This is a genomic window from Aeromonas sp. 600774 (genome assembly GCF_049175075.1).
Classification (GTDB): Bacteria; Pseudomonadota; Gammaproteobacteria; order Enterobacterales; family Aeromonadaceae; genus Aeromonas; species Aeromonas veronii_A.
The window spans coordinates 101,745-127,459 of the sequence record NZ_JAAKUJ010000004.1 but is presented as its reverse complement, the minus strand read 5'-3'; the positions used below and the strand labels follow the sequence as shown (position 1 = coordinate 127,459).

Annotated in this window: 26 protein-coding genes; 4 read left to right on the top strand and 22 right to left on the bottom strand. The window is 57.2% G+C overall.

The genetic code is table 11. From position 1 onward, the window contains the following. The first annotated feature begins 34 nt into the window (after positions 1-34). Together G5171_RS06180 and G5171_RS06175 are read left to right on the top strand one after the other, a co-directional pair. Positions 35-1,165: a cupin domain-containing protein gene (locus tag G5171_RS06180; RefSeq protein ID WP_005353621.1), complete on the top strand. Its 1,131-nt coding sequence runs from the start codon at positions 35-37 to the stop codon at positions 1,163-1,165. Between the two features lie 182 nt (positions 1,166-1,347). Continuing rightward, entirely contained in the window at positions 1,348-1,761 is a 414-nt protein-coding gene (locus tag G5171_RS06175) for a hypothetical protein (RefSeq protein WP_421259959.1), read from the top strand. A gap of 95 nt (positions 1,762-1,856) precedes the next feature. Here the strand turns inward: G5171_RS06175 and G5171_RS06170 are convergent, their stop codons facing one another. The 6 genes from G5171_RS06170 to G5171_RS06145 all read right to left on the bottom strand — a co-directional run bounded on the left by G5171_RS06170 (position 1,857) and on the right by G5171_RS06145 (position 7,836). Continuing rightward, the gene (locus tag G5171_RS06170) at positions 1,857-2,396 is read right to left on the bottom strand and encodes a GNAT family N-acetyltransferase (protein ID WP_128816154.1); all 540 of its coding nucleotides are present in this window, start codon (positions 2,394-2,396) and stop codon (positions 1,857-1,859) included. Positions 2,397-2,402: 6 nt separating this feature from the next. Further along, positions 2,403-4,040, bottom strand: coding sequence for a GNAT family N-acetyltransferase (locus G5171_RS06165; RefSeq protein ID WP_421259958.1), 1,638 nt, complete (start codon positions 4,038-4,040; stop codon positions 2,403-2,405). Beyond that, positions 4,040-4,654 (bottom strand): glutathione S-transferase family protein, encoded by a 615-nt coding sequence (locus G5171_RS06160; RefSeq protein WP_216979245.1) that lies wholly within the window; start codon positions 4,652-4,654, stop codon positions 4,040-4,042. Before G5171_RS06160 ends, G5171_RS06165 begins: the two co-directional genes overlap by 1 nt. A 36-nt stretch (positions 4,655-4,690) precedes the next feature. After that, positions 4,691-5,329: a pyridoxamine 5'-phosphate oxidase gene (gene pdxH / locus G5171_RS06155; protein ID WP_216979246.1), complete on the bottom strand. Its 639-nt coding sequence runs from the start codon at positions 5,327-5,329 to the stop codon at positions 4,691-4,693. Between the two features lie 171 nt (positions 5,330-5,500). Continuing rightward, on the bottom strand, positions 5,501-5,824 hold the full coding sequence (locus tag G5171_RS06150; RefSeq protein WP_005344032.1) for a hypothetical protein: 324 nt from the start codon (positions 5,822-5,824) through the stop codon (positions 5,501-5,503). Then, positions 5,821-7,836 (bottom strand): reprolysin-like metallopeptidase, encoded by a 2,016-nt coding sequence (locus G5171_RS06145; RefSeq protein WP_421211549.1) that lies wholly within the window; start codon positions 7,834-7,836, stop codon positions 5,821-5,823. The genes G5171_RS06150 and G5171_RS06145 overlap by 4 nt, the downstream gene beginning before the upstream one ends. Before the next feature lie 222 nt (positions 7,837-8,058). Here G5171_RS06145 and G5171_RS06140 point away from each other — a divergent pair, with 222 nt between their 5' ends. Continuing rightward, positions 8,059-9,270, top strand: a complete 1,212-nt coding sequence (locus tag G5171_RS06140) for an RsmB/NOP family class I SAM-dependent RNA methyltransferase (RefSeq protein WP_216979248.1) — start codon at positions 8,059-8,061, stop codon at positions 9,268-9,270. A gap of 106 nt (positions 9,271-9,376) precedes the next feature. Here the strand turns inward: G5171_RS06140 and G5171_RS06135 are convergent, their stop codons facing one another. From G5171_RS06135 to G5171_RS06110, 6 genes are all read right to left on the bottom strand, one after another. After that, positions 9,377-9,766 (bottom strand): RidA family protein, encoded by a 390-nt coding sequence (locus G5171_RS06135; protein ID WP_216979249.1) that lies wholly within the window; start codon positions 9,764-9,766, stop codon positions 9,377-9,379. Positions 9,767-9,835: 69 nt separating this feature from the next. Then, positions 9,836-12,130 (bottom strand): formate C-acetyltransferase, encoded by a 2,295-nt coding sequence (gene pflB / locus G5171_RS06130; protein ID WP_337072580.1) that lies wholly within the window; start codon positions 12,128-12,130, stop codon positions 9,836-9,838. Between the two features lie 44 nt (positions 12,131-12,174). Then, the gene (gene tdcD, locus G5171_RS06125) at positions 12,175-13,383 is read right to left on the bottom strand and encodes a propionate kinase (protein WP_421259957.1); all 1,209 of its coding nucleotides are present in this window, start codon (positions 13,381-13,383) and stop codon (positions 12,175-12,177) included. 206 nt (positions 13,384-13,589) lie between these two features. Next, the gene (tdcC, locus tag G5171_RS06120) at positions 13,590-14,921 is read right to left on the bottom strand and encodes a threonine/serine transporter TdcC (RefSeq protein WP_216979252.1); all 1,332 of its coding nucleotides are present in this window, start codon (positions 14,919-14,921) and stop codon (positions 13,590-13,592) included. A gap of 11 nt (positions 14,922-14,932) precedes the next feature. Next, a complete protein-coding gene (gene tdcB, locus G5171_RS06115; RefSeq protein WP_005344020.1) occupies positions 14,933-15,937 on the bottom strand; it encodes a bifunctional threonine ammonia-lyase/L-serine ammonia-lyase TdcB in 1,005 nt (334 codons plus the stop codon). Positions 15,938-16,297: 360 nt separating this feature from the next. Next, positions 16,298-16,642, bottom strand: coding sequence for a Grx4 family monothiol glutaredoxin (locus G5171_RS06110; RefSeq protein ID WP_005344017.1), 345 nt, complete (start codon positions 16,640-16,642; stop codon positions 16,298-16,300). Between the two features lie 288 nt (positions 16,643-16,930). Between G5171_RS06110 and sodB the strand changes: the two genes are divergently transcribed. Next, on the top strand, positions 16,931-17,515 hold the full coding sequence (sodB, locus tag G5171_RS06105; RefSeq protein ID WP_005344015.1) for a superoxide dismutase [Fe]: 585 nt from the start codon (positions 16,931-16,933) through the stop codon (positions 17,513-17,515). Between the two features lie 113 nt (positions 17,516-17,628). On the opposite strand, the gene G5171_RS06100 is transcribed toward sodB, so the two are convergent. The 10 genes from G5171_RS06100 to ccmA form a co-directional block, all read right to left on the bottom strand. After that, entirely contained in the window at positions 17,629-18,441 is an 813-nt protein-coding gene (locus tag G5171_RS06100) for a VacJ family lipoprotein (RefSeq protein WP_421259956.1), read from the bottom strand. An 86-nt stretch (positions 18,442-18,527) separates the two neighbouring features. Beyond that, complete coding sequence (gene ccmI, locus G5171_RS06095) at positions 18,528-19,796, bottom strand: c-type cytochrome biogenesis protein CcmI (RefSeq protein WP_421259955.1); 1,269 nt, start codon at positions 19,794-19,796, stop codon at positions 18,528-18,530. Next, a complete protein-coding gene (locus G5171_RS06090) occupies positions 19,793-20,272 on the bottom strand; it encodes a cytochrome c-type biogenesis protein (RefSeq protein WP_005344009.1) in 480 nt (159 codons plus the stop codon). Before G5171_RS06090 ends, ccmI begins: the two co-directional genes overlap by 4 nt. An 11-nt stretch (positions 20,273-20,283) precedes the next feature. Continuing rightward, a complete protein-coding gene (locus tag G5171_RS06085) occupies positions 20,284-20,814 on the bottom strand; it encodes a DsbE family thiol:disulfide interchange protein (protein ID WP_005344005.1) in 531 nt (176 codons plus the stop codon). Next, positions 20,811-22,766: a heme lyase CcmF/NrfE family subunit gene (locus tag G5171_RS06080; protein WP_421259954.1), complete on the bottom strand. Its 1,956-nt coding sequence runs from the start codon at positions 22,764-22,766 to the stop codon at positions 20,811-20,813. Before G5171_RS06080 ends, G5171_RS06085 begins: the two co-directional genes overlap by 4 nt. Continuing rightward, positions 22,763-23,254: a cytochrome c maturation protein CcmE gene (gene ccmE / locus G5171_RS06075; protein ID WP_005344003.1), complete on the bottom strand. Its 492-nt coding sequence runs from the start codon at positions 23,252-23,254 to the stop codon at positions 22,763-22,765. The genes G5171_RS06080 and ccmE overlap by 4 nt, the downstream gene beginning before the upstream one ends. Then, complete coding sequence (gene ccmD / locus G5171_RS06070) at positions 23,251-23,457, bottom strand: heme exporter protein CcmD (protein WP_005344002.1); 207 nt, start codon at positions 23,455-23,457, stop codon at positions 23,251-23,253. Before ccmD ends, ccmE begins: the two co-directional genes overlap by 4 nt. A gap of 2 nt (positions 23,458-23,459) precedes the next feature. Then, a complete protein-coding gene (locus tag G5171_RS06065; RefSeq protein WP_005344000.1) occupies positions 23,460-24,200 on the bottom strand; it encodes a heme ABC transporter permease in 741 nt (246 codons plus the stop codon). A 173-nt stretch (positions 24,201-24,373) separates the two neighbouring features. Further along, positions 24,374-25,042, bottom strand: coding sequence for a heme exporter protein CcmB (ccmB, locus tag G5171_RS06060; RefSeq protein WP_421250590.1), 669 nt, complete (start codon positions 25,040-25,042; stop codon positions 24,374-24,376). Between the two features lie 5 nt (positions 25,043-25,047). Next, positions 25,048-25,683 carry a cytochrome c biogenesis heme-transporting ATPase CcmA gene (ccmA, locus tag G5171_RS06055; RefSeq protein ID WP_005343996.1) on the bottom strand — a complete coding sequence of 212 codons (636 nt, stop codon included), beginning with the start codon at positions 25,681-25,683 and terminating at the stop codon, positions 25,048-25,050. Positions 25,684-25,715: the final 32 nt, after the last annotated feature.

The following is a 25,715-nucleotide window of genomic DNA, read 5'->3' as shown; positions in this document are numbered from 1 at the left end:
GGGCAAAACCTCTTTGCGATACACGAGAAACAGCATGTACGAACTCAATCTGGATATCGCTCACTTCCTCGAGCACTACTGGCAGAAGCGCCCGCTCCTTATCAAGGGTGGCTTCAAGGACTTTCAGGATCCCATCAGCCCGGACGAGCTGGCGGGTCTGGCCATGGAAGAGGTGGTAGAGTCCCGCCTCGTCACCCGTTTCGACGGCAAGTGGGATGCGGCCCACGGTCCCTTCGAATCCTATGACCATCTGGGCGAAGAGAACTGGACCATTCTGGTACAGGCCTGCAACCACTGGGCCCCCGAGGTGAACGAGCTGGCGGTGCCGTTCCAGTTCATCCCGGGCTGGCGCTTTGACGATGTGATGGTGAGCTTCTCCACCCCCCATGCGGGTGTCGGCCCCCACATCGACAACTACGATGTGTTCATCACCCAGGGTCTGGGCAAGCGCCACTGGCGAGTCGGCGATGCCAAGCCGCTCAACGAGTTCGCCGCCCACGCCGCCCTGCTGCACTGCGAACCGTTCGAGGCGATCATCGACGTCATCATGGAGCCGGGTGACATCCTCTACATTCCGCCAGGATTCCCCCACGAAGGCTACGCCATCGAGCCCTCCATGAACTTCTCGGTGGGTTTCCGCGCGCCGGATGCCAAAGCGCTTATCTCCTCCTTTGCCGATCACCTGATCGACAACGAGGTGCGTACCGAGCGTTACGGCGATGCCGATCTCAAGCCCCGCGCCCGTCACGGCGAGATCCAGCCCCACGAACTGCACCGTCTGCGCGAGCTGATGCAGCAGGCCCTTGATGACGAGACCCTGTTCAAGGAGTGGTTCGGCACCATGATCTCCGAGGCCAAGCACGATCTGGACGTCAATCCGGTGGAGCCAGACTACAGTGCCGAGGAGGTAGCCGACCTGCTGACCCAGGGCGAGCCTGCCATCAAGGTGCCGGGTCTGCGCACCGTCTGGTTTAGCGGCGAGAGCCAGCAGTGCTTCATCGACGGCGAAGCCTGGACGCTGCAGAGCGAAGACGCGGCCGCCATTTCGCTCTTGTGTGACAAAGACATCATCACTCAGGCCGACATGGTGGAGCTGGCCGATCAGGCTGGCTTCCTGCAACTGCTGACCCGTCTGGTCAACCGTGGTTACTGGTTCTTCAACTGATCCGGCGGTAAGCGAAGGATAAAAAGGCGCCTTATGGCGCTTTTTTGTCACTCAGAGGCGATTCAATTAGCAATCGATGCGCGAAGCTGAACCTACTCTTGATGAACCGACAGGTGGTCATTTATTGAGCTAACATGGATGGGTATCATGCGTCCGTCCCTGTTCACAAGAGAAGCGCCACCATGCAAATCACCTCCCGGCCCATGCCGCTGCCCGATTACGGCAAATCCCCCTCCTCTCCCGCTGTCACACCCGAGCAGGTCAATCAGGCCCGTAACGAAGCACTGACCAAGAAGGATGAATTGCAGGCACAGAGCGAAGAGAAAGCAACGGTTCGCAGAACCCTGGCGGTCTCTTATACGGCTAACCAGCAAGATAAAGCCGTGGTGGAGCGCTACCTGGAGGCCAGCGGTCAGGAGAGCGACAGCAAGTCGGGCCCGAGCACGGCTGATATGTATCAGGCTGCGAATCGCTACCAGCGCCAGCAGAATCTGAGCGACTACATGCAATTCCAGCAGAGCCCGCTCGCCCAGCAGATGGGTGACATGGTGGGCGAAGATAATCGCAAGGGCACCCAGCTCGATATCATTGCCTGAGCCTATTTGCTCGAATAAGCCCGGCAGGGACTGATATAAACTGAAAAAGCCCTCGATGAGGGCTTTTCGTTATAGCTTGTCGCTGCAACTTCTCGCTAGAAATGGGACTCTTCTGCCTGCGCGTCCGGCAGCTCGTCAGGGAGTTCATCAAACAGGGGGTGATAGAGCACCTCCCCCTGCACTCCCGCAAACCCCCCTTCCTGCAGCTCCATCGCCATAAAGCAGTCGGCAGGTACCTCATAGATGCAGTGCAGGCCAAACTCGCTGGCCGGGCGGAAACCGAAACGGCTGTAATAGGCCGGATCCCCGAGTACTACCACCCCTTTCCAGTCCATCTCGAGCGCCGTATCAAGCCCTTCACGGATAAGATCCGAGCCAATCCCCTGACCTTGCCAGTCAGGATGAACCGCGACCGGCGCCAGACCGAGCCAGGGCCCTTCCATGCCGTTAATGGTGATCGGGCTTAGCATCAGGTGCCCCATGAACTCGTACTCTTCCTCTTCGACCATGGTCACTACGGCGGCACCACATTCGCGCAGGCGGTTGACCAGTTCGGCCTCATCGGAACGACCGAAGGCGGCACTCAGCAGCTCATAGACCGGCAGCATGTCACCGGGGCGCTCGGTTCTCAACATCAGGTATTACTCCTCGTACAGCAGAGCGGGCATTATTCCACACAACGGCTGGTCATTCTGAGTACCTTTGTCCAAAAATGGGAGGGTGCACTCAGGAAAACGAGCGGCAAACTGCTGCTGCAAGGCTGTTAGCGTAGCCGGGGTGGCCCTGTTCATCGCCTCGCGGTAGGCCAGCCAAAGGGCGGGAGCCTCCCGCGCCAACCGCTCAAAGGTCAGTTCGGGCGTTTGATGCCAACAGCCATCCAGCTCGTCGACCAGCTCCGGCAGCTCCACCAGCAGCCGTAACTGCTGATAGCGTATCTGCGAAGAGTCACCGTTGCTGCCCAGCGCCTGCGCCATCAATTGGTTGAACCAGTGGAGCCGTGATACGCGCTCCTCGCGGCTGAGCAGATCGGGCCCTTGACGCTGCAGCGCGGCCAGGTGCAGCAACCACGCCAGCCCCTGTTCATCCCTGTCTTTCAGCAAGACGCCGCCAAGATGGGACAACTGCTCCGGTTCGGCCTGCTCCAGCAGATCGATGGGGTAACAGTGCATCGCCAGCAACCGCTCAAGATGCGGCGGGCAGTGCAGAGAGCAGGGCTCCTCCGCGCCCCTCTCATCCACAAAGAGCGAAATGGCCAGCTTGCCGTTGGTACTCTGCCGATTGGTCGTTGCGGGATCCCACAGGATCACCACGGCGATCCGCTCATCTGCCAGCCAGCGGGAAATTTCCTCGGGCAAGGGATTGGGCAAGGAGGGAGCGCGATCCAGTCGCCAGTAGCTCACCTCGCACGGCTGACGACCGCTGATATGGCGCCGCCCGCGATAGTGCATCCCCAGTTTTGCCATCACCCGGCCGGAGGCTAAATTGTCTAGCATATGGCGAGCCGTCAGCGCAGGCAGTTGCAGTTGGTCAAAGGCGAACCCCTTGACCAAACCAGCGGCCCGGGTCGCCAGACCGCGATTTTGCCAGGGCACGCCCACCCACCAGGCGAGCTCGCCATTCCATTGCAAGGAGATCACTCCAACCAGCGCCACCCCTTGCTCCTCTGGCAAGGTGATGGCCCAGCTCCAGCCAAGGCCAAGCGCCGCTTTGCGCCAGCTGAGCGCCAGCCAGTCGCGGGCCCCCTCCGGCGGATAGGGGTGAGGAATATTGAGGGTGTAGCGCGCCAGCGCCTCGTCGCTGCAGTAGCGCACTATCTCGCGTTCATCGTCGGCCTGCAGCGGTCGCAATACGACACCTGATAGCGGATGCCCCTCAGCCAGGGTCGGCACCGTCACGCGGCGCGCCAGCAGGCGATTGAGCACGGCGCCCAAATCGGCCTCGGGGGTGAGCGGCAGATCGGCCCCCACAGGGCCAAGGGTGAGCAGTCCCTGCTCCCTGGCGAGGGTCAATAGGGAGGTAGAGGCACTGATCAGGATCTGGCGGCTGGGATCAACATGAAAATCCGCCAGCAGATCCCCATCGAGCCAAGTAGCCAGCAGGGCCCCCGGGCAGAGCACCCCGTCAGGAGGACTGCTCGCCCAGGGAGCATCGGTTTGATCGAGGACGGCGGCCGCCTCTTTGCCCAGTAGCAGCTGCCAGCGATGACCCTGCTGCTGCCAGTGCGGCAACAGCGCAGCCCACTGCGGTTGCCACAGACTGGCCTCGATCAGCAGTTCCATCAGCTGGCCTGACAGGCCGCGGGCAGCGTCAGGTGACGGGGATGGGCTTCAATACGGGCGATCCAGCTACGGATAGCGGGCCACCCCTGCAGAGAGAAGATCCCCTCCTCTGCCACATGGGTGTAGGCATAAAGGGCGATATCGGCGATGGTCGGCGCATCACCACACAGGTAGGGGCTCTGTTTCAGCTGTTGCTCCATCACCGCCAGCGCCTTCTCGCCACCGGCTTTCAGCCCGTCGAGACGCGCCTCCTGCGACTCGGGTCGGCCGAGATAGTGAACGATGAAGCGGGCCACCGCGATGTATGGCTCGTGGCTGTATTGCTCGAAGAACATCCATTTGAGCACCTCGGCCTGCTGGCGCGGATCGGTTGGCCACAAGGTGCTACCTTGCGCCAGATAGAAGAGGATGGCATTGGATTCCGCCAGCGTATCGCCCTGACCCATCTCCAGCACCGGGATCTTGCCGTTGGGGTTCATGGCCAAAAATGCAGGGGTACGGGTATCCCCCGCCTGAATATCGACCTCTACCCACTCAAGGGGCAGCTCCAGCCAGCGGGCCAGCAGCCACACCTTGTAACAGTTGCCGGAACGCAGATCACCATACAGACGCATACACACTCCTTGTGAAAACAGATTTGAACAGCGCACTCAGGGAGCCAGACGCTCGATATGCCAGCCATCCCCATCGCGGGTGTAGTAGAAACGATCGTGCAGGCGATGCTCACCCCCCTGCCAGAATTCGACCGTGTCGATCCGCACCCGAAAACCGCCCCAGAAGCTCGGCAGCGGCACTTCGCCATTGGCAAACTTCTGCTTGAGCTCGAGGAATTTGGCCTCCAGCACACCGCGCGCCGAAATGCGGGTCGACTGCTTGGAGACCCAGGCGGCAATCTGGCTATCCTTGGGACGGCTGTGGAAATACTTCATCACCTCGAAGGTGCTCATCTTCTCCACCCGACCGGTCACATGCACCTGTCTGTCCAGCGTATGCCAGGGAAAGAGCAGGCTGATACGGGGATTGCCTTCCAGCTGCTGCGCCTTGCGGCTGCCCATGTTGGTGTAAAAGACCATCCCCTGGGCATCGTAGTGCTTGAGCAGCACGGTACGCTGCCAGGGCTGACCATCGGCATCGACGGTCGCCACCACCATGGCGGTGGGATCGGTCAGTTTGGCCTCACAAGCCTGCGCCAACCACTTCTCGAAAAGCGCCAGCGGCTCGGCCGGCAGATCGGCCCGGTGCAGCCCGCCACGGGTATACTCCCGACGCAGATCAGCAACATCCATCATCTTGATTTTCCTTCTCTCTTTGCCGCCCATGCGGCCATGCGTGCTGGCATTGTGCGACGAGCACGCCATGGGTACAAGCCTTGTGACCAGCAAATGGCTGCTGCAAAAAAAGAGGGAGGCTCACGCCTCCCTCCTTGATATACCCTTCGCACGATCTTGGTACGCGCAGGCTTATTGCCTGCCAGCGACAGCAGGACAATGCGCCAGCATGCGCCGGTTGTAATCGGCCGCATAGGCCGCCAGCTTGGCCTGGGCCTCTTCCTGTCCGGGCTTGATGACATCCCCCAGACCGTCGAGGTAGCGCACACCGCAGCGCGCCTTGGCCGAGGCCTGCTGCTCCGGCGCGATGCCGGGCGCCACCTCGCCGCGCCCGGCCCGCACGATCAACCGGTAATCCTGCTTTGCCAGGCTGGCGCTGACCGCCTGCTCCAGAGTATCGGCGTCGGCCTGACAGCCGCCAAGCAGGGACACCAGCATCAGCCAGCCAACCCTCATCCGCGCCTCCGTTGCCAACCCAGCAGGGCCAGCGCCAGAGTCCAGAGACCGAGGGCACCACCGCCGCCGCTACCGCCCGAACTGCCGCCGCTTTGGACAACCGGCAGCTTGGAGGGACTGATCGCGAAGAAGATGTTGTCGCTGCAGGCCACCTTCAGGCGGGCAGAGCTGGCCAGATCCGCCGGCAGGGTGACAGTGGCGGCGCCGCTGTTGGGCTGGCTGACCGCCAGATTGCTCCAGCTGGTTCCCTCGTTTTGGGTGATGAACAGGTCTACCTTGCTGCAGCTGATCGGCGCCAGCGTGGTGCCGGCCACATCCCAGCTGACAGCCAGGCTTGCCCCCGGCGTCAATGCCACCCCAATCGGGGCGGTCAATCGGAAGGCACTGCCAGTGTTGATCACCTGGACCTTCATGTCGTCGCTGGCGACACCGCCCTTGCCGTCACGCACCGTCAATCGGAAGTTGAGATCCCGGTTAGTGGTGGGCCATGCCTCGCCCTTGGCGAGCGAGCCCGAGAGCAGGGATGGCAAGCTCGGCAAAATCCGCTCCGGCGAGCCGGTCGGCGACACGAAGCGGAACAACGGACGGGAGCCGTCATCGATCATGTCAAGAGCACTGCTGGACGGGTCGCCCAGATCAATCTGCTCCCAAGTGTAGGTCAGGGGATCCTTGTCCAAATCGGCGCCGGCCCCCTTGAGCACGAATGGCGTGTTGGCGGGAATGATATGGCTGGCTCCGGCCACCGCCTGGGGCGTGTTGTTGACGAGATTCAGGGTGGTGCCACAGGCCGGCACGGTCGCCATGTGCGCCCGCATCTGCTCGATAGATTTGCTGTGAAAATAGGGATCGCTGTGGGGCTGGATGTTCTCGTCCCCGCAGATCCCGGCATAGGCCATGATAGAAGTACCGCTGCCCGGCTCCCAGGCTTGTGCCGCCTCCCGATTGCCACCGCCGCAACTGCCAGTGGTGCCGTTGAAGGTGTGGTCGGCACCGAACTGGTGGCCGATCTCGTGAGCCACGTAGTCGATAAAGAAGGCATCCCCCACCGGCTTATCGGAGCCCGTCATCCCGGCCGACTTGTCCGCGGTGCACAGCACGCCGAGCCCGGCCAGGCCACCTCCCCCGGTATTGACCACATGCCCGATATCGAATGCGCCCAGCTCACCATTGGCGAAGGCTTCTCCCTGTACCAGGACGTTCTTGCTGGTGTCATCAGCCTCATAGATGCTGCTCACGCCGCTCACGTAGTCAGGGTTATCGCCGTTGTAGAAAGGGTCTGTTACCGGATCGGTAAAAATCACAGAATCGTTGCCGCTGGCCAGCACGAACTCGGCCCCCACATCTCGCTGGTACACCTCGTTGACCCGGTTGAGCAGGGTAGTAATGGCCGCCAGGGCCAGCACTTGGGAGCCGCCATGATATTGGGTGTACTCACCTGCGGCCGAGATAGCGATGGTGTAACGTTTGCGAACATTACCATCCACTTGCACCTTGCGAGCCAACGTTTTGGCGTCAGCCCCGATCACCTTGTCGGCGTCTTCTTCCAGTCGGCTGTAGGCATCCTGCTGGTAGTAAATTGCATACCCCTCGGCATTGCGCAGCGGATCGACAAACACCATCTTGCCCTGATGGCTGAACATGGCATGAAAACCTTGCGGCCCCAGATCGAAGCGTCCAGTATCAACCGGATGAGCCGGGTTGTACCCCTTGAAGGTGCGGATCTGAGGATACTTGGCTGCAAGGTCTGCGGGCAGTACATTGTAAGCTTCCAGTGCAAAGGTAACCTCCCCCCCATCAGGCAGTGGCAAGGTCAGCTTGCTGGCCCCCGCTTGCAACCCGGCAAAATAGTCGAGCGGCACCTTGGCGACCCGGAACTGATGAGCCCGTACCTCATAACCCTCGTCAGCTGTTGCTCTGGCGGCAACCGTGCTCCATTCGCTGGCCATCAGGCTGGTTGAGCCCAGCATGCTGGCAACCAGCAAGGCCACCCTAGAGTATTTCGTCACATGCATTGTTTTTAGTCCTTGTATTAATGCAATCGCCTGAATTGCGGCCTGTACTTTATTTTTATTCGGCCACATCAATACAAAGCTGAAGCAACCCTTTCCACCATTCCCGAGTGGGAGTGTTGCGCCAACCCCGTCTAACCCCTATCATTGCGCGGATTTGTCAATTTTAGAACAGCCCCTCTTCACAAAGGTGCAGTTCATCTTTATCTGGCCAAGGTTAATCTCATGCTCAAATCCCCACTGTTGCCCCGTTTCGGGGATCTGGTCGTTGCCATTATTGACGATGTGCTCGGTCAGGGTCTTACCCTCGACCGTGCCTATGCCCGTCACTTCTCAGGCATCGAACTCAAACCGCAAGAACAGGCAAGGATTGCCCTGGTCACCGGCGACCTGTTGCGTCGGCTGAGCCTCTACTGTGCTCTGACAGGTATTCAGGTGCGTCAGGCCGAGAAGAATGTCTGGCCGCTGCTGCACAGCTGGCACGCCTTCCACAAAATCGCCCAGCCCAACAACCCGACGCTGGATCGCTTCAACGAAGAGGCCTTCCGCCGCCGTCTGACCGAGGCGAAGAAGAACCCGGTGCTGATGGATGGTTGCCCGAGCTGGCTGGAGAAACTGGGCAACGAACAGCTGGGTGAAGCCTGGCCTGCCGAGCGTGCTGCCCTGGCCTGGATGCCCAAGCGTTACCTGCGGGTCAACACCCTCAAGTGCACCCGTGATGAGCTGCAGGCCATTCTGGCCAAAGAGCAGGTCACCACTATTCCGGTTGAAGGTGTGGAGACGGCCCTGCAGGTCACTTCCGACGCCGCCCTGTTCCGCACCAAGGCCTTTGCTGATGGTTGCTTCGAACAACAGGACGCTGGCTCTCAGTTGGTTGCGGCAGCTCTGGAAGTTGCCCCGGGTATGCGTGTCATTGACGCCTGCGCCGGTGCCGGTGGCAAGACTCTGCATATCGCCGCCATGATGCAGGGCAAAGGCCGCCTGCTGGCGATGGATGTGGAAGAGTGGAAGCTGGAGAACCTCAAGCAACGCGCCCGCCGCGCCGGTGCCCACAATGTGGAGACCCGGGTCATCACCAGCAGCAAGACCGTCAAGCGCCTCAAAGAGAGCGCCGACCGCGTACTGCTGGACGTGCCCTGCTCCGGTCTTGGCGTACTCAAACGCAATCCGGATGCCAAGTGGCGTGATACCGCCGAGCGTCTGCCTGTACTGGTCGCACTGCAAGAAGAGATCCTGCAGCGCTACAGCCAGATGGTGAAGGTGGGCGGTCTGCTGGTTTATGCAACCTGCTCCATTCTGCCCCAGGAGAACCGTCAGCAGGTGGACAAGTTCCTCGCTGCCAACGAGAACTTCCGTCTGCGTGACGATCACACCGTAAGCCCGGCCGAGACCGGCTTCGACGGCTTCTACATGGCTCGTATCGAACGGATCGCCTGATCCAGCGTGATCTGCTCCTTGCGCCCTTATCGCGCACGGCGGGTTCGATGAAAAAAGAGCGGCAGCCCTCGGGCTGCCGCTCTTTTTATTGATAAGGATCGCCGCGTCAGGACTCCAGCGCAGCAATCGCCTCTATCTCGATCTTCACATCCTTGGGCAAGCGGGCCACCTCCACGCAGGAGCGCGCCGGATACATGGCATCGTGCTCGGTGAAGAAGTCGTTGTAGACCCGGTTGACCGCGGCAAAGTCGTTCAGATCGGAGACAAACACCGTGGTCTTGAAGATATTGCGCACCTGGCCGCCTGTCGCCTCGACAATCGCCTTGACGTTTTGCAGGGAGCGCAGGGTTTGCGCTTCGATCCCCTCCGCAATGTCGCCGCTCACCGGGTCCAGCGGGATCTGACCGGAGGTATAGAGGATGTTGCCAATCCGGGTGGCCTGCACATAGGGGCCGATGGCGCCAGGCGCCGCTTTGGTACTGATAACCTGTCGCATCTGTTACTTCCTCGTGCTGACAAACAAAAAGTAGGCCCGGAGCAAGCCGGCTCACTCCGGGCATGAGAGTTAGATCATGTTGGTGAAGGTTCTGGAGATGACGTCCTGCTGCTGCTCGCGGGTCAAGGCGTTGAAGCGCACCGCATAGCCGGAGACCCGGATGGTCAGGCTGGGGTACTGGTCCGGATTCTCGATGGCATCCAGCAGCATCTCGCGATTCATCACGTTGACGTTGAGGTGCTGACCCCCTTCTACATCCCGCTCATGGTGGAAGTAGCCATCCATCAACCCCACCAGATTGTTCTCGCGATTAGCCGGCTCCTTGCCGAGCGCCCCCGGCACGATGGAGAAGGTGTAGGAGATCCCGTCCTTGGCATATTTGAACGGCAGTTTGGCTACCGAGGCGAGCGAAGCGACCGCCCCCTTGCGATCCCGACCGTGCATCGGGTTGGCCCCCGGCGCAAACGGCGCACCGGCACGGCGGCCATCCGGGGTGTTACCGGTCTTCTGGCCATAGACCACGTTGGAGGTGATGGTCAGGATCGACTGAGTCGGCACCGCATTGCGGTAGGTCGGCAGCGCCTGGATCTTCTTCATGAAGCGCTCGACCAGCTCGCAGGCGATGGAGTCGGCCCGCTCGTCGTTGTTGCCGTACTGGGGATACTCCCCCTCAATCACGAAATCGACTGCCAGCCCGTCCGCATCGCGCACCGGCTTGACCCTGGCGTACTTGATGGCCGCCAGCGAATCGACCGCTACCGACAGACCGGCAATGCCGCAGGCCATGGTGCGATAGACATCGCGATCGTGCAGCGCCATCAGCGAGGCCTCGTAGCTGTACTTGTCGTGCATGTAGTGAATAAGGTTGAGCGCGCTGATGTACTGCACCGCCAGCCAATCCATAAAGCTGTCGAGGCTGGCCATGACAGTGTCGTAATCCAGCACCTCGTCCATGATAGGCGCCACTTTCGGACCAACCTGGATCTTCAGCTTCTCGTCCACCCCGCCGTTGATGCAATAGAGCAGGGTCTTGGCGAGGTTGGCACGGGCACCGAAGAACTGCATCTGCTTGCCGATCACCATAGGGCTCACGCAGCAGGCAATGGCGTAATCATCGCTCTCGAAGTCGGTGCGCATCAAGTCATCGTTCTCATACTGCAGGGATGAGGTATCGATGGAGACGCGGGCGGCATAGGTCTTGAAGGCCCGCGGCAGCCCTTCCGCCCAGAGGATAGTGAGGTTGGGCTCGGGCGCCGGCCCCATGGTCTTGAGGGTGTGGAGGTAGCGGAAGGAGTTCTTGGTCACCAGAGTACGGCCATCCAGCCCCATACCGCCGATCACCTCGGTCGCCCAGATGGGATCGCCGGAGAAGAGGGAGTCAAACTCGGGAGTACGCAGGAAGCGCACCATGCGGATCTTCATGATGAAATGATCGACCAGCTCCTGGGCATCCTGCTCGCTGATGAGCCCCGCCTTCAGATCCCTCTCGATATAGATGTCGAGGAAGGTGGCGGTACGGCCGAGGGACATGGCGCCACCGTTTTGCGACTTCACCGCCGCCAGATAGGCAAAGTAGAGCCACTGCACCGCCTGCTGGGCAGTGCGCGCCGGCCCGGATATGTCAAAGCCGTAGCTGGCCGCCATCTGCTTGATCTGCACCAGTGCCCGCTTGTGCTCGGCCAGCTCTTCGCGCTGGCGGATCACCTGCTCCAGCTGCTCTCCCCGCTCGAGAGCCGGTTGCAGATCGGCAAACTGCAGTTCCCGCTCACGGATTAGATAATCTATGCCGTAAAGCGCGACCCGACGATAATCTCCGATAATGCGACCGCGGCCGTAACCATCCGGCAAACCGGTCAATACCCCTGACTTTCGGCAGCGCAGCATCTCGGGAGAGTAGACGTCGAACACCCCCTGATTGTGGGTTTTGCGCAATTCGCTGAAGGTATATTCAAATTCGGGATCCATCTCCCTGCCATATGCTTCAAACGAGCTGCGGATCATATTTACGCCACCAAACGGGTGCAGCGCTCTTTTAAGGGGCTTGTCGGTTTGCAGGCCAACTATTTTTTCCAGCCCCTGCTCGATATAACCCGGCCCGTGGGCGGTGATGGTCGTGGCAATATTGGTATCAAAATCGACCGGTGCGTGGGTGGCATTCTCGATACGGATCCCCTCCATCACCTTGTTCCATAAAGTGGTGGTCGCTTCGGTCGCATCTGCTAAAAACTGTTCGTCACCTTCATAGGGGGTGTAGTTCTGCTGGATAAAATCACGGACGTTGATCTCGTGCTTCCAGTTTTCACCGGCAAACCCTTGCCATGCCTGACGGAATTTATCCTGATCCAATTGCATATCAACTTTCATCAAATAAACCTCATTCACTACTCATGACACTACAGTGGAAGATGTCAGACGCACTCGGCCTGACGAACCTGCTGCCCCAGACGAATGGCATCCAGCGCGATCATTTTCTCTTCATTGGTGGGAATAACCGCCGCCAGCACCATGGACTCTGCCGCCGAAATAATCCGACAACCCTCGCTATTGGGACGCTGGTTAAACGGCTCGCTGATCGCTACGCCAAATACCTGAAGTCGTTCGCATACCAGCTTTCTGATAAAGGCCGAGTTTTCGCCAATACCGCCGGTGAAAATAACGGCATCCAGTCGGCGCAATGAGGTGGCATGACCACCGATATGGCGGGCAATACGATGGGCAAAGGCGTGAATGGCCAATTTCGCCCCAGGATGTCCTTCGTGATAGGCAGCTTCCAATACCCGCATATCGGAGGAGAGCCCCGAAATACCTAGCAGGCCGGACTGCTTGTTCAATACCCGCTCGATATCCTCGATAGATTGTCCTGTCTTGCTGGCGATATAGGCCAGCGCGCCAAAATCGATATCGCCGCTGCGGCTGCCCATGATCAACCCCTCCAGCGGCGTCATCCCCATCGAGGTATCGACGCTCTTGCCATCCTGCACCGCACAAATAGAGGCGCCATTGCCCAGATGGGCGATGACCAGACCGGCATGCTGCTCATCCAGCCCCATAAATACGCAAGCCTGCTCGGCCACATAGCGATGGGAGGTGCCGTGGAAGCCATAGCGGCGCACGCCGTAATCCTGCAAATATTGGTAAGGCAGCCCATAGATATAGGCTTCCGGCTTCAGGGTCTGGTGAAAACCGGTATCAAATACCGCAATTTGGGGCTGGTTGGGAAAGAGCTGGCGGGCGGCCATCACGCCGCTCAAATTGGCGTGGTTGTGCAGCGGGGCCAGTGGCGAGACCTGCCTGATTTTGGCCAATACATGTTCATCAATGATCACGGCTTCACTAAATTCACTCCCACCATGAGCAATTCGATGACCCACCAGTGCAATGGCATCACGCAGATCCCGTTTTTTCAATTCCGCCGCGATGGCAGCCAATGCACAGGTGTGGTTATTTTCAGGTAATAACATTGCGGGCGCTTTACCCACTTGCAATTGGGGATGGGCCGTCTCAATACCATCGGCCATCCCGGAGATCACCACCTCGCAGGTTTTACTATCCAGTACCGAGAATTTGACCGACGAAGAGCCGCAATTGATAACCAGAACCAACGAATCAAACTTCATTACATCGCCTCGATATTTATGCTGTCGAGTCACTGCAGTCAGAGCATCTTTGCAACTGTGTTTAGTGGCCAAATAACGGATAGCCTTGCCCTCGGCCCAAATAATTGGGCCAACCAAGAACCGGTTATTGCGCGCTTCTGACTACGCCATGCAGACCCCGCCAAGGGGTCAGGGTCTGAATGGCTGATGACTTGCAGAAAAGGTTTTCAGAACAGCTTGGAAACAATATTCAGGATGGTCAGCACACCGATGATGGTGACAAACAGGTTGCTGGCCTGACCTTTATATTTTGCCAGTGCCGGTGTCTTGTTGACGGCATACATCGGCAGCAGACAGAGCAGGGAAGCGATGATCGGCGCCCCCATTGCCTCAATCAGGTCGAGGATGTTGGGATTGACATAAGCAACCAGCCAGGTAGAGCCCATGATGAACAACATACTGATCATGTTCAGCTTTTTACTGGAAACCTTGCTTTTGTCGCCCTGATAGCCAAAGCGGAGGATGAGGCCGTTCAACCCTTCCAACGTTCCCAGATAGTGGCCGAAGAAGGATTTGAAGATGGCAACCAGCGCAATGATAGAAGCCGCATACTCCAAAGTGGTGGCAAACGCAGACTTGCTGCCCGTCATTGAGGAGAAGTGGTTGGCCAGATAGGAGAGCACCGGAATGTTCTGGGCCTTGGCGTCCGCCATATTTTGCGGCGACAAGGTAAAGAGACAGCTGAAGGCAAAGAACATCACCACGGCAACCATCAGCATGCTGGCACCGGAGATGATTTTGGAGCAGCGTTTCTCGGTAAAATCGCGACCGAACTCATGCTCATACTCTTCCCGTTTGGAAACGATGAAAGAGGAGACAATCGGCGAGAAGTTGAAGGAGAAGACCATGATGGAGATCCCCAGCCAGACGGTGACCAGAATACCGTCGTGACCAAACATGGATATCTCGCTCAGGTTGACCTGATCAAAGACGGCACTGTTCCAGTAAGGAATGAGGGAGAGAGAAATAACGATCAGACTGGCAATAAAGGGAAAGACCAGATAGCTCATTACGCGAACCATCAGATCCTTGCCGAAATAGATCACGAAGGCCATCAACAGCAGCAGCCCAAGGGCGACAACACCCCGATTGAGCGGCGCCATTTGCAGTTGATGTTCCCAGAATGCCATGAAGGTATTGGTGATTGTCACACCATATATCCACAGCAGTGGGCAGATGGCAAAGAAATAGAGGAAGGTAATTACCACCCCGCCCATTTTGCCAAAATGCTCTTCAACGGTCTCGGTAATATTTGCCGATGGGTTACTGCCGGAAAGACATAATCTGGCCAACGCTCTGTGGCAATAAAATGCAATAGGGTAAGCCAGCACCAACATGATTAATATTGGTATCAGGCCACCATATCCGGCCCGAATGGGGAAAAATAGAACACCTGCACCGATCGCTGTACCAAACAGACCGAGTCCCCAGGTTGTATCCGATTTACGCCATGCTTTGACACTCTCTTTACTGCTGCTAACGACACTATCCAAGATCATGACTGTATTCCTTACAGGCTAAATTGACGGATATTGTTCTGTTCGATAATTTCGACGATCCGGGTCAGGTCAATATTGCCACCCGAAATAATGCTGACGGTCTTTTTGCCTTCGACATAATGCTTGAGTTTGCCGCTGAGCAGTGCTGCCGAGGCCAGAGCTCCCGCCCCTTCGGTAATCACCTTGTTGCGCTGAATCAGGTCAACCATGCTGTGACGAATATCATCTTCAGTCACCAGAACAATGTCATCGACCAGCTCTTTGACAATTTCATAGGTCAGGGTGCCGGGTCTTGCCACGTCACAGCCATCAGCCAGCGTGCTACTGGTTCTATGATTGGTAATGGTGCCTGCGTAGTATGAAGCCGCCATGCCGTGAACATTCTCCGACTGCACGCCAATCACACGGATAGTCGGGTTGATGGATTTGATGGCCATGGCAACACCCGCAATCAGACCACCGCCGCCAATCGGCACTATGATGTTATCGACATCATACAAATCTTCGATAATTTCCAGGCCAATGGTTCCTTGGCCGGCAATCACTTTTGCATCGTCAAAAGGGGGTATAAATACGCGACCTTCCATTTCCACGATTTCGCTGACTTTGGCAATGGTGTCATTGAAACTATTGCCATGCAGAATAACTTCCGCCGAATAATCGCTGGTTGCAGCAATTTTTGATTTGGGTGCGCAGCAAGGCATGACCACCTTGGCATCAATTCCCAGCATGGCACTGGACAAAGATACCCCCTGCGCATGATTACCGGCAGAGCAGGCGACAACACCTTTTTGACGCTCCTCCAGACTTAATGAACTGAGTTTGTTGAAAGCACCGCGAATTTTAAAAGAGCCAGTACGTTGCATGTTTTCAAGCTTGAGGTAAACCTCGCCATGACAACGTTCGCTGATGTAATTAGAGGGTAATTGCGCGGTCTTGTATATATGGTTGGTCAGTCTTTTTTTGGCTTCGGTAATATCATGAAGACCAATGGGCAGATTGCTATACATCTTCATCGCAAATCTCTTTTTATTTATTAATTTGTAGGGTTTTATTTCACTGGGCGAAGCGATACTAGGTTCTATCACTTGCAATTAATGTGAGCATAAACACAAAAAAATCTACAAAGAGACTGCGTAACGGTGAAATTATCAAAAAATGTGATGACAGCGACACTTGAATCCAAAATTATTAAAAAAAGTAATCGTAGATTGGAAAATCAATATGGTTAACAACTCCAAAACAAAGCGGAAAAGATTAGATTTTTCAGGGCAATCGCGTTGCTTTTTGCAACCGGTGATCAGTTTCTTGCCTGCCAGAACCGGGATAATAAAAAAAGGAGCCGATGTGGCTCCCTATCGACAACACAGGACCGATTACTCGGCTGCTGCATCATCTTTCTTGTACTTGGCAGCAGTCTCTTTGATCAGACTCTGCAACTCGCCAGCCTGGAACATCTCGATCATGATGTCACAGCCGCCGATCAGCTCACCTTCAACCCACAACTGCGGGAATGTCGGCCAGTTGGCAAACTTCGGCAATTCAGCACGGATATCCGGATTTTGCAGGATATCAACATATGCAAACGGCTCGCCGCAGGACATCAGTGCCTGGGAGGCCTGGGCAGAGAAGCCACAGCTGGGTAGCTTGGGGGATCCCTTCATATAGAGGATGATGGGGTTGTCAGCCAGCTGCTGCTTAATCTTTTCAATAGTTTCCATAGGTGCCTCACTAGAGCGATTTCGGCGGCCATTCTACTGCAATCTTGCCAGAGCACAAACTGACAAAGGGGTGACTCGGCTCGAATTGTGCAAAGAACCTACTCAGGCTTGATCGCGATCATGGCGCCAATCAAGAGTTGTTAGGCCATCTTTGATACTGCTACAATCCCTTGGCTTTGGGCTACTCGGCCCCATCATTTTAAAAACAACTCTTTTCAGATATAGAAAAGAGTACGCAATGTCTTGCAACCGTCGCCTTCGCACGGTCCAGCCAATGGAGAGTAGAAAATGGCATTCGAACTTCCCGCTCTGCCCTATGCAATCAACGCTCTGGAACCGCACATCTCCCAGGAAACTCTGGAATATCACCACGGCAAGCACCACAACACCTATGTGGTCAACCTGAACAATCTGGTGCCGGGTACCGAGTTTGAAGGCAAGTCTCTGGAAGAGATCATCAAGACCTCCAGCGGCGGCATCTTCAACAACGCAGCCCAGATCTGGAACCACACCTTCTACTGGCACTGCCTCTCCCCGAATGGCGGTGGTGAGCCGACTGGCGCCCTGGCTGATGCCATCAACAAGGCATTCGGCTCCTTCGCCGAGTTCAAGGATGCCTTCACCAAATCAGCCATCGGTAACTTCGGCTCCAGCTGGACCTGGCTGGTGAAGAAAGCTGACGGCTCTCTGGCTATCGTTAACACCTCCAACGCAGGTTGCCCGCTGACTGAAGCCGGTACCACCCCGCTGCTGACCGTTGACCTGTGGGAACACGCCTACTACATCGACTTCCGCAACCTGCGTCCGAAGTACATGGAAACCTTCTGGGCTCTGGTTAACTGGGAATTTGTGGCCAAGAATCTGGCTGCCTAATAAGCCTCGCTTGTCAAAACGCCCCGCACTGCGGGGCGTTTTTTTATCTCTATATAGCAGCTGAAATGAAAGAGGCGCCCGCAGGCGCCTTTTTACATATCGGGATGGCCCACTTACTGGTCCAACTCGTCCATATATTCATCCAGATTGGCATCGTCGGCCTGCTCTTGCTGAGACGCTTTCAGCTCAGCCTGCTTGCCCGTCACCTTGCCTTGGCTGTACTGCAGATAGAAGTCCTTGGTTAGCGCATAGGGGTCGAGGGAGTTGTCGATGATCCGCTCCTGATCGATCAGCTTGGCGCGATTACCCAAACCATCCAGTACCCAATGGGTAACCCTTAACGGGATAGTCAGCAAGGCATAGGGGAAATAGATGGTATCAATAGTGTCACCGACCAGCTCCCGGGTGGTGGTCGGACCGTAAACAGGCACCATGATGTAAGCACCATTACCAATATCAGCCTTGCCAAGTACGGTATCCATCTCCAGCTTGTTGCGCTCGAGACCGGCATGTTTGGCCACATCGAAGATACCCAGCAGACCGACCGTGGTGTTGATGGTAAAACGCCCCAGGTTGGTACCCGCTCCTTTCAAGTCGCCGGTGATCAGGTGGTTCACCATGCTGCTCGGTTCATCAAAGTTGGCAACAAAGTTGGCAATGCCATCCTTCACCCCCACCGGAATATAGCGAGCGTAAGCATGTACCACAGGACGTGCTACATAGGGCTCCAGCACATCATAATTGACCGCCCACATGGCCCGGTTTGCTCCCTGGAAGGGATCACGCGGGTCGGCCGCCTTACTGGTGGCGCCCGGACGATTCATACCGGGATTGAGATCCAGACTCTCTGGGCCAGGCTTGGGCGGGCCACCGGCACAACCAGCCAGCAAGAGGGCTGCCAGTATGGCCCCTGAACGAAGATACATATGATTGTCCTGACGTTTTATTTTGATTTATCAGAAGTATAGATAACCCGGCCCCTATCAAGGAGCCGGGTTATTCAAAGGACATATTAGAGGGCGTGATCGATACGGATGTCAATCGGAGCAGTAGGGATCTCGGCCGTCTTGACCGGAACGGATACCCCTTCGAAGGCTCCTTCCTTGTTCATCACATTGCCACCGCGGGAAAGACGTGCCTTGAACTGCAGTTCTGGATACGCTTCCAGCTTGCTGCCCTCCATCATGGCGTCACCATCCCCCAGTGAAAGGGTGACAGGCAGGGTTGGCCCAGCGATACGTTTCACCGCGATGGGCATGGGTGGTCCGTTGGGCACTACAGCAAAGACGAAGAGATGAGCATCTTCCGGCATCTGGATGCCCGCAGCCAGCGTGATGTGGATGGGGAACTCTCCCTCATTAACGTCAGACTGCTTTACCTGCTCTGTTCCCGTTTTGGCTGCGCCTGAATTCGTCACCTCTATGCCACGCTGCTTGAGCTGCGTGCGGGCATACTCCATGGAGCGCTCAACCATCACATAACGGGGAGAGCCTTTTTCCATCAAGGGCAACATCGCCTGCCAGCGATCGAGGGCGGTCTGGAAGTCCTCTTTCTGCAGCGCCATAAAGGCATAGACGGAGCGCGCCTCGATATTATCAGGCTCCTGCGCGATGGCTGCACGCAGCAGTGCATCGGCCTGCACCTCCTCCCCCGTCATCATCAGCGCTTGGGCATAGGGCACCGCCACCAGCGATTTCTGGGGAGCAAGCTTGTAGGCACGCGACAGCGCATCGTTGGCCATCTCGGGATCATTGCCATCCAGTGCCAAGCGCCCCAACAGCAACCAGCCTCGATAGTCGTTCGGTTCATCCTTGAGGCGGGTACGCAGTGCCAGCGTGAAGTCGAGCAGATCCTGCTCGGTTACCTTGGCATCGCGCTCAACCAGTATTCGGTTGCTGAGCTCGCCAAGACGGCTGCTGGTGTCTTGCCAGCGGCTCACCTCCTGCCATGAACCCAGCTTGTAGTAGATTCCCAGGCTCACCACCACCAGCACCAGAACACCCGGGATCCAGCTCAGACTCTTGCTACTGCGGGCGGTCTGCTCCACATCGGGAATATCATCCAGCAGGCTGCGCTGCAACTCGATGAGCGAATCGGGCTCCTCGGCAAGCACACCCTGTTCTCGCTCCTCGCCGATCTCCAGCAAGCGCTGACGATAGAGCTGTTTGTTGAGCGCCGAACGACTGATGCTCTGGTTCCCCTCACTGCGCCACAACGGTAACACCAGAGCCAGACTCACCAGCACCAGCAGGGCCGCAATCACAATCCAAAAGGCGGTCATTGTTTCTCTTCCTCTTTGAGCAGCTCGGCCAGGCGACGCTGCTCTTCATCGCTCAGGGTGCTATCCACAGGCTCTGACGTTGCCGCAGAGCGTCGGCTACGTATCACCACCACGCCGAGACCGATAACGATCACTAACAGCGGGCCCAGCCAGAGGATCAGGGTCGAAGCCATCAGGGGCGGGTTATAGAGGATAAAGTTGCCATAGCGGGCAACCATGTAGTCCACGATCTCCTCTTTATTCTTGCCCTCGCGCACCATCTGGTAGGTCTTGTCGCGCAAGTCCTTGGCCAGCCCCGCATTGGAGTCGGCGATATCCTGGTTCTGGCACTTGGGGCAGCGCAGCTCTTTGGTCAGTTCGCGAAAGACCTGCTCCTGATTGTCGTTTTCGAAGGTGTAGACATCGATCGCAGCCATGGCCGGCGCTTGTACCACCCATCCCAGCAACAGTAGCAGGGAAGCAATAAACACTCTCATCGAAACACCCCTCACTTCATGGCGTCAAAGATGGGTTTGAGGGTCGATACCCAGTTCTGGGGGTTGATATCCCCCACGTGGCGATAACGGATTATCCCCTTGCTGTCGATAAAGAAGGTTTCCGGCGCGCCGTACACCCCCAGATCAAGCCCCAGCATGCCGTCCGGATCATAGAGATTGACCTGATAGGGGTTGCCCAGCTCAGCCAGCCACTTGATCGCCTTGGCGCGTTCATCCTTGTAGTTCATGCCGATAATGGGGATCCCCTGCCCTGCCAGCTGTTTGAGGTAAGTGTGCTCGCCATAACAGGTAGGACACCAGGTAGCCCAGACGTTGAGCAACATGGGTCGGCCGGTCAGAATGGTGCGATCATGCTGTTTACCCAGATCGTAAATGTCCTGAAGGGTAAATACCGGCACCTCCTTGCCCACCATCACGGATTCGAGTTTGGTGGGATCGGAGTAGAGCCCTTTGAACAGGAACACAGCCCCCAGCAAAAAAACGATAAAGGGAATTAGAAACAACCAGACCTTTTTGTTCATGCCTTGGCTTCCTCCTCACGACGGCCGAAACGGTAACGCTTGTCCAGCATCGCCAGCACGCCACCGATAGCCATAAAGACGCCACCGAACCAGATCCAGCGCACGAACGGCTTGTAGTAGATCCGCACAGCCCAGGCATTATTGTCTAGCTGCTCGCCAAGGGCCGCATAAAGATCTCGCGTGAAACCGGCATCAATGGCCGCTTCGGTCATCGGCATCCGGGTCACTGTGTACATCCGCTTCTCGGGTTTGAGCAGGGCTACCTGTTTGCCATTCTTGTGTACTTCCAGCACGCCTTTGAAGCCATCATAGTTGGGGCCATTCTTCTCCTTGATACCGGTGAAGACGAACTCGTAATCAGCAAAGTGCACCCGATCACCCGCCTGCATCCGCAGATCCTTCTCGATGCTGTAGTTCTGGGTACAGGCGATGCCTATGATGCTGACTGCCAGCCCCACATGGCCAAGGATCATCGCCCAGTGACTGTTGCCAAGCTTGCGCACACCGACCGCAAAATGGTGCTTGTGGGTGGCCCGCACCCAGGTCTCCTGCAGGCTGGTAACGATGATCCAGACCCCCAGACCAATCCCTACCGCCGCCCACGGCTTGAAGGTTTCGGCCAAGAGCAGCGGTAACAGCAGGGCTGCAGCCAGGCTCAGCACCAGCGCAAGGATCACTTTGCCCTTGAGCTCGCCAAGCTCCTGGCGGCGCCAGCGAAACAGCGGACCAACCCCCAGTAGCAGAGCAAACGGAATGATCAGCCAACTGTAGATATGGTTGAAGAAGGGGGTACCGATAGAGATGCTCCCCAGCCCCAGCTCCTTGTGCACCAGCGGCAGCAAGGTGCCGAGCAGCACAGTCAGCAGGCCAGCCACCAGCATGATGTTGTTGGCCAGCAGCAGGGTTTCACGACTCCACAGCTCATGCTTGCCGTGGCTTTTCACCTGCGAACCTTTGAAGGCAAACAGCAGCAAGGATGAACCGATCACCGCCAGCAGGAAGCCGAGAATAAACAGGCCGCGGGTCGGGTCGGAGGCAAACGCATGCACAGACACCAGCACGCCGGAGCGCACCAGGAAGGTACCCAGCAGGCTCAACGAGAAGGCCGAGAGGGCCAGTAGCACGGTCCACGCCTTGAAGGTGGCGCGCTTCTCGCTCACTGCCAGCGAGTGCAGCAGGGCCGTACCCGCCAGCCAGGGCATGAAGGAGGCGTTTTCTACCGGATCCCAGAACCACCAGCCGCCCCAACCGAGCTCGTAGTAGGCCCACCAGGAGCCCAGCACGATGCCGAGGGTCAGGAATACCCAGGCCGCCATGGTCCAGGGGCGCGACCAGCGGGCCCAGGTTGCATCGAGACGACCGGTCATCAATGAGGCTATGGCGAAAGCAAACGCCACCGAGAATCCCACATAGCCCATGTAAAGCATCGGTGGATGGAAGATCAGACCCGGATCCTGCAGCAGCGGATTGAGGTCGCGGCCATCGACCGGAAAATAGGGCAAGGTGCGGGTGAAGGGATCAGAGGTGAACAGCACGAACGCGGTGAAGCCGACCGAGATCAGCCCCAACACGCCAAGCACCCGCGCCACCGCATCGAGCGGCAGACGGCGGCTGAACATGGCCATCGCAGCAGTCCAGCCGCCCAGGGTCAGCACCCACAGCAACAAAGAGCCCTCATGGGCGCCCCATACTGCGGAAATGCGATAGGCAAGCGGCAGCAGGCTGTTGGAGTTAGTGGCCACATACTGCACGGTGAAGTCGTTGTCGATAAAGGCCCAGGTCAGGCAGAGAAACGACAGCAGCAGTAACAAAAACTGGGCATAGGCGAGCGGACGCGCTGCCGACATCATGCCAAGACGCCCCCAACTTGCACCAAGCAGCGGATAGCTACCCAGCAACAGAGAGGTCGCAAAGGCCAGGATCAGCGCAAACTGTCCTAATTCCGGGATCATGGCTTATTCCCCTTCAACTGCGCATCAGTGTATTCCGGTTTGAAGTGCATGCCACTGGTGGCATCGGCCACTTCTGGCGGCATGTAGTTTTCATCGTGTTTGGCCAGTACCTCGAAGGCTTCGACCGTGGTGGCATCTTTGAGAGTTCCTTGCGCCACAATCCCCTGCCCCTCGCGGAACAGATCCGGGAGGATGCCATCAAATTGCACCATCACCTGATGACCACCATTGTCGATCAGGTTAAAGCTGACCTTGAGGCTGTTCGGATCACGCTTGACTGTGCCGGGGACCACCAGACCACCAATGCGCAGGCGCTGCCCCTCTTCCGGTTTGATCTTGTCCGGCCCCTTCCCTTCCACCAGCTCGCTCGGGGTATAGAAGAGGTCGATATTCTGACTGAGGGCGTAAAGCACCAGCCCGCTCACGGTGGCGAGGCCCAGCGTGATGGCCAGAATAATGGTGAGGCGTTTTTTGCGTCTCGGGTTCATAGGGTGTTCTCCATCTGCCGAGCTGCCTTGCGACGGCTCTCGCGTGCCTGCTTGCTGCGTAACTCATTAAACAGACTACGGGTTTTCATACGGGTGGAAATGATGATACCGACCAGACAGAGCAAGGTCAGTCCGAAGGAGAGCCAGACGTAAAAGGCGTAACCGCCCATCGCCAGAAAGTCACTGAATGAGGCAAAGTACATGCTTACTTCTCCTGCTCGGCAATCTCTTGAACCCAGGGACGATGCCACTCCCGCATCAAGAGCTCGTTTCGAAAACGCATCAGGGTAAGGGCCCCGAGAAAGGCAGCAAACGCCAGGATCATGATGAGTAATGGCCAAAGCATCTCGGGAGAGATAGAGGGTTTGTCAAACTTGGTAATAGTGGCCCCCTGGTGCAGGGTATTCCACCACTCAACCGAGTAGTGAATGATGGGGAGATTGATCACCCCAACCAGCGCCAGAATGCCGGCGGCACGGCCAGCAACAACCTTGTCACTGAAGGCGTTGTAGAGGGCAATCACGCCAAGATAGAGAAACAGCAGGATCAGCTCGGAGGTGAGCCGTGCATCCCACACCCACCAGGTTCCCCACATGGGTTTGCCCCAGGCTGCACCGGTAAACAGTGCAATAAAAGTGAACACGGCACCGACAGGAGCAATAGCCGCCACTGTCATGTCCGCCATCCGCAGTTGCCATACCAGCCCGATAAAGGCTGCCACAGCCATGGTAGAGTAAGCTCCCATTGAAAGAATGGCGGAAGGAACATGGATATAGATGATCCGGAAGGAGTCACCCTGCTGATAATCGGCGGGGGCAAAAGCCAGCCCCCAAACAGTGCCGATGATGAACGACAGCAGACTTATCACGGCAAACCAGGGTAACAAGGTTCCTGCCAACCGATATGCCCGTTCGGGTTTAGCGTAAGGGTGCAACCATTTCCACATAACTCACAAACCTTTTTGTTATTAATTGTTTGGCGAGGCCTAAACATACTGACCTCGGGATAACATCAAATACCTCGAAAGCAATAAGCGGCAATCCGCTTGATCCATCGCAACTTTATTTCAGGAAAAGAAAGCCCCCACACGAAACCACACTGCGTTCTACCAATAGACCATCAGTTAAGACTGACCCTCAAGGCAGCCGAAACGGCCAGTGGCGTTAGCGTCAAGGCACCAACCATCATGGCGGCCAGAATGGCAAGCTGACCGCCATAGGGCAAGCCCATCCCCGCCGCATCAATAGCAGAGGTAGCAAAAATCAGCACCGGAATATAGAGCGGCAGGATCAGCAGACTGAGCAGCACTCCACCTTTGCGCAGTCCGACCGTAAGGGCTACACCGACCGCACCGAGCAGGCTCAGCACCGGAGTGCCGAGTGCCAGAGTGGCGACTACCGCCAGATAACTGTCCATATCCAGCGACAGCAAAATCGCCAGCAAGGGCGAAATCAGCAGCAGCGGCAATCCAGTCAGTAACCAGTGAGCAATCACTTTGGCCAGCGCCAGCAACCCGAGTGAATGGGGCATCAACATCAGCTGCTCCAGCGAACCGTCGCCAAAGTCGTCGCGAAACAGCCGCTCCAGCGACAGCATGGCCGCCAGCAAAGCCGCAACCCAGATGATGCCGGGAGCAATGCGAGCCAATAACTTGGGCTCAGGGCCGATACCGAGTGGGAACAGGGTGATGACAATAAGGAAAAACCAGAGCGGGTTAAGAATGTCTGCACGCTGGCGCAAGGCCATCAATAACTCGCGGTGGATCAAATGCATGACGGCACGCAACATCGAAACTACTCCTGCAGCAAGGGCGTAAGCGAGAGGGTCTTCAGTCGCCCCTGCATCAGCGTCATATCCTGATGAGTGGTGAGGATTACCATCCCCCCCCGCTCGGCATGAGCCAGAAACAGCCTCTCCAGCACCTTGACCCCCTGCTTGTCAATGGCGGTAAAGGGCTCATCCAGGATCCAGAGAGCCGCTTTGTCACTGAGCCAAAGCCTGGCCAGAGCCACCCGGCGCTGTTGACCTGCCGAGAGCTGCCCGGTCGGGTTCTCTTCAAAACCGGCCAACCCAACCTGGGCAAGCACCTGCCACAAATCGACCGTCTGCCGGGACACATGATGCAGCTTCTGGTAAAAGGCGAGATTTTCGAGCGGAGTCAAAGCAGCTTTGACCCCGGGCTGATGACCGAGATAGAGCAGATTGGCATGGTACTCATCACGGCAATGGCGAATATTTTCACCATTCCAGCACACTTCACCGGCAAACGGCTGAGACAGCCCAGTCAGCAGGCGCAGCAGGCTGGTCTTGCCTACCCCGTTGGGACCTTCAATTTGCACCAGATCACCGGGAACTACCGCAAAGGAGAGATGTTCAAACAGAGTGCGATCTTCACGCACGCAGCTCAGATTGTTAACTTGAAGCAGCATGGAGATTTTTTCAGAGAAAATGAAGCGGCCTG

Excerpts from the sequence above, each read along its gene's own strand:
- G5171_RS06180 (WP_005353621.1), top strand. The coding sequence starts at position 35 with ATGTACGAACTCAATCTGGATATCGCTCACTTCCTCGAGCACTACTGG.
- G5171_RS06175 (WP_421259959.1), top strand. The coding sequence starts at position 1,348 with ATGCAAATCACCTCCCGGCCCATGCCGCTGCCCGATTACGGCAAATCC.
- G5171_RS06170 (WP_128816154.1), bottom strand. The coding sequence starts at position 2,396 with ATGTTGAGAACCGAGCGCCCCGGTGACATGCTGCCGGTCTATGAGCTG.
- G5171_RS06165 (WP_421259958.1), bottom strand. The coding sequence starts at position 4,040 with ATGGAACTGCTGATCGAGGCCAGTCTGTGGCAACCGCAGTGGGCTGCG.
- G5171_RS06160 (WP_216979245.1), bottom strand. The coding sequence starts at position 4,654 with ATGCGTCTGTATGGTGATCTGCGTTCCGGCAACTGTTACAAGGTGTGG.
- pdxH (WP_216979246.1), bottom strand. The coding sequence starts at position 5,329 with ATGATGGATGTTGCTGATCTGCGTCGGGAGTATACCCGTGGCGGGCTG.
- G5171_RS06150 (WP_005344032.1), bottom strand. The coding sequence starts at position 5,824 with ATGAGGGTTGGCTGGCTGATGCTGGTGTCCCTGCTTGGCGGCTGTCAG.
- G5171_RS06145 (WP_421211549.1), bottom strand. The coding sequence starts at position 7,836 with ATGCATGTGACGAAATACTCTAGGGTGGCCTTGCTGGTTGCCAGCATG.
- G5171_RS06140 (WP_216979248.1), top strand. The coding sequence starts at position 8,059 with ATGCTCAAATCCCCACTGTTGCCCCGTTTCGGGGATCTGGTCGTTGCC.
- G5171_RS06135 (WP_216979249.1), bottom strand. The coding sequence starts at position 9,766 with ATGCGACAGGTTATCAGTACCAAAGCGGCGCCTGGCGCCATCGGCCCC.
- pflB (WP_337072580.1), bottom strand. The coding sequence starts at position 12,130 with ATGAAAGTTGATATGCAATTGGATCAGGATAAATTCCGTCAGGCATGG.
- tdcD (WP_421259957.1), bottom strand. The coding sequence starts at position 13,383 with ATGAAGTTTGATTCGTTGGTTCTGGTTATCAATTGCGGCTCTTCGTCG.
- tdcC (WP_216979252.1), bottom strand. The coding sequence starts at position 14,921 with ATGATCTTGGATAGTGTCGTTAGCAGCAGTAAAGAGAGTGTCAAAGCA.
- tdcB (WP_005344020.1), bottom strand. The coding sequence starts at position 15,937 with ATGAAGATGTATAGCAATCTGCCCATTGGTCTTCATGATATTACCGAA.
- G5171_RS06110 (WP_005344017.1), bottom strand. The coding sequence starts at position 16,642 with ATGGAAACTATTGAAAAGATTAAGCAGCAGCTGGCTGACAACCCCATC.
- sodB (WP_005344015.1), top strand. The coding sequence starts at position 16,931 with ATGGCATTCGAACTTCCCGCTCTGCCCTATGCAATCAACGCTCTGGAA.
- G5171_RS06100 (WP_421259956.1), bottom strand. The coding sequence starts at position 18,441 with ATGTATCTTCGTTCAGGGGCCATACTGGCAGCCCTCTTGCTGGCTGGT.
- ccmI (WP_421259955.1), bottom strand. The coding sequence starts at position 19,796 with ATGACCGCCTTTTGGATTGTGATTGCGGCCCTGCTGGTGCTGGTGAGT.
- G5171_RS06090 (WP_005344009.1), bottom strand. The coding sequence starts at position 20,272 with ATGAGAGTGTTTATTGCTTCCCTGCTACTGTTGCTGGGATGGGTGGTA.
- G5171_RS06085 (WP_005344005.1), bottom strand. The coding sequence starts at position 20,814 with ATGAACAAAAAGGTCTGGTTGTTTCTAATTCCCTTTATCGTTTTTTTG.
- G5171_RS06080 (WP_421259954.1), bottom strand. The coding sequence starts at position 22,766 with ATGATCCCGGAATTAGGACAGTTTGCGCTGATCCTGGCCTTTGCGACC.
- ccmE (WP_005344003.1), bottom strand. The coding sequence starts at position 23,254 with ATGAACCCGAGACGCAAAAAACGCCTCACCATTATTCTGGCCATCACG.
- ccmD (WP_005344002.1), bottom strand. The coding sequence starts at position 23,457 with ATGTACTTTGCCTCATTCAGTGACTTTCTGGCGATGGGCGGTTACGCC.
- G5171_RS06065 (WP_005344000.1), bottom strand. The coding sequence starts at position 24,200 with ATGTGGAAATGGTTGCACCCTTACGCTAAACCCGAACGGGCATATCGG.
- ccmB (WP_421250590.1), bottom strand. The coding sequence starts at position 25,042 with ATGTTGCGTGCCGTCATGCATTTGATCCACCGCGAGTTATTGATGGCC.
- ccmA (WP_005343996.1), bottom strand. The coding sequence starts at position 25,683 with ATGCTGCTTCAAGTTAACAATCTGAGCTGCGTGCGTGAAGATCGCACT.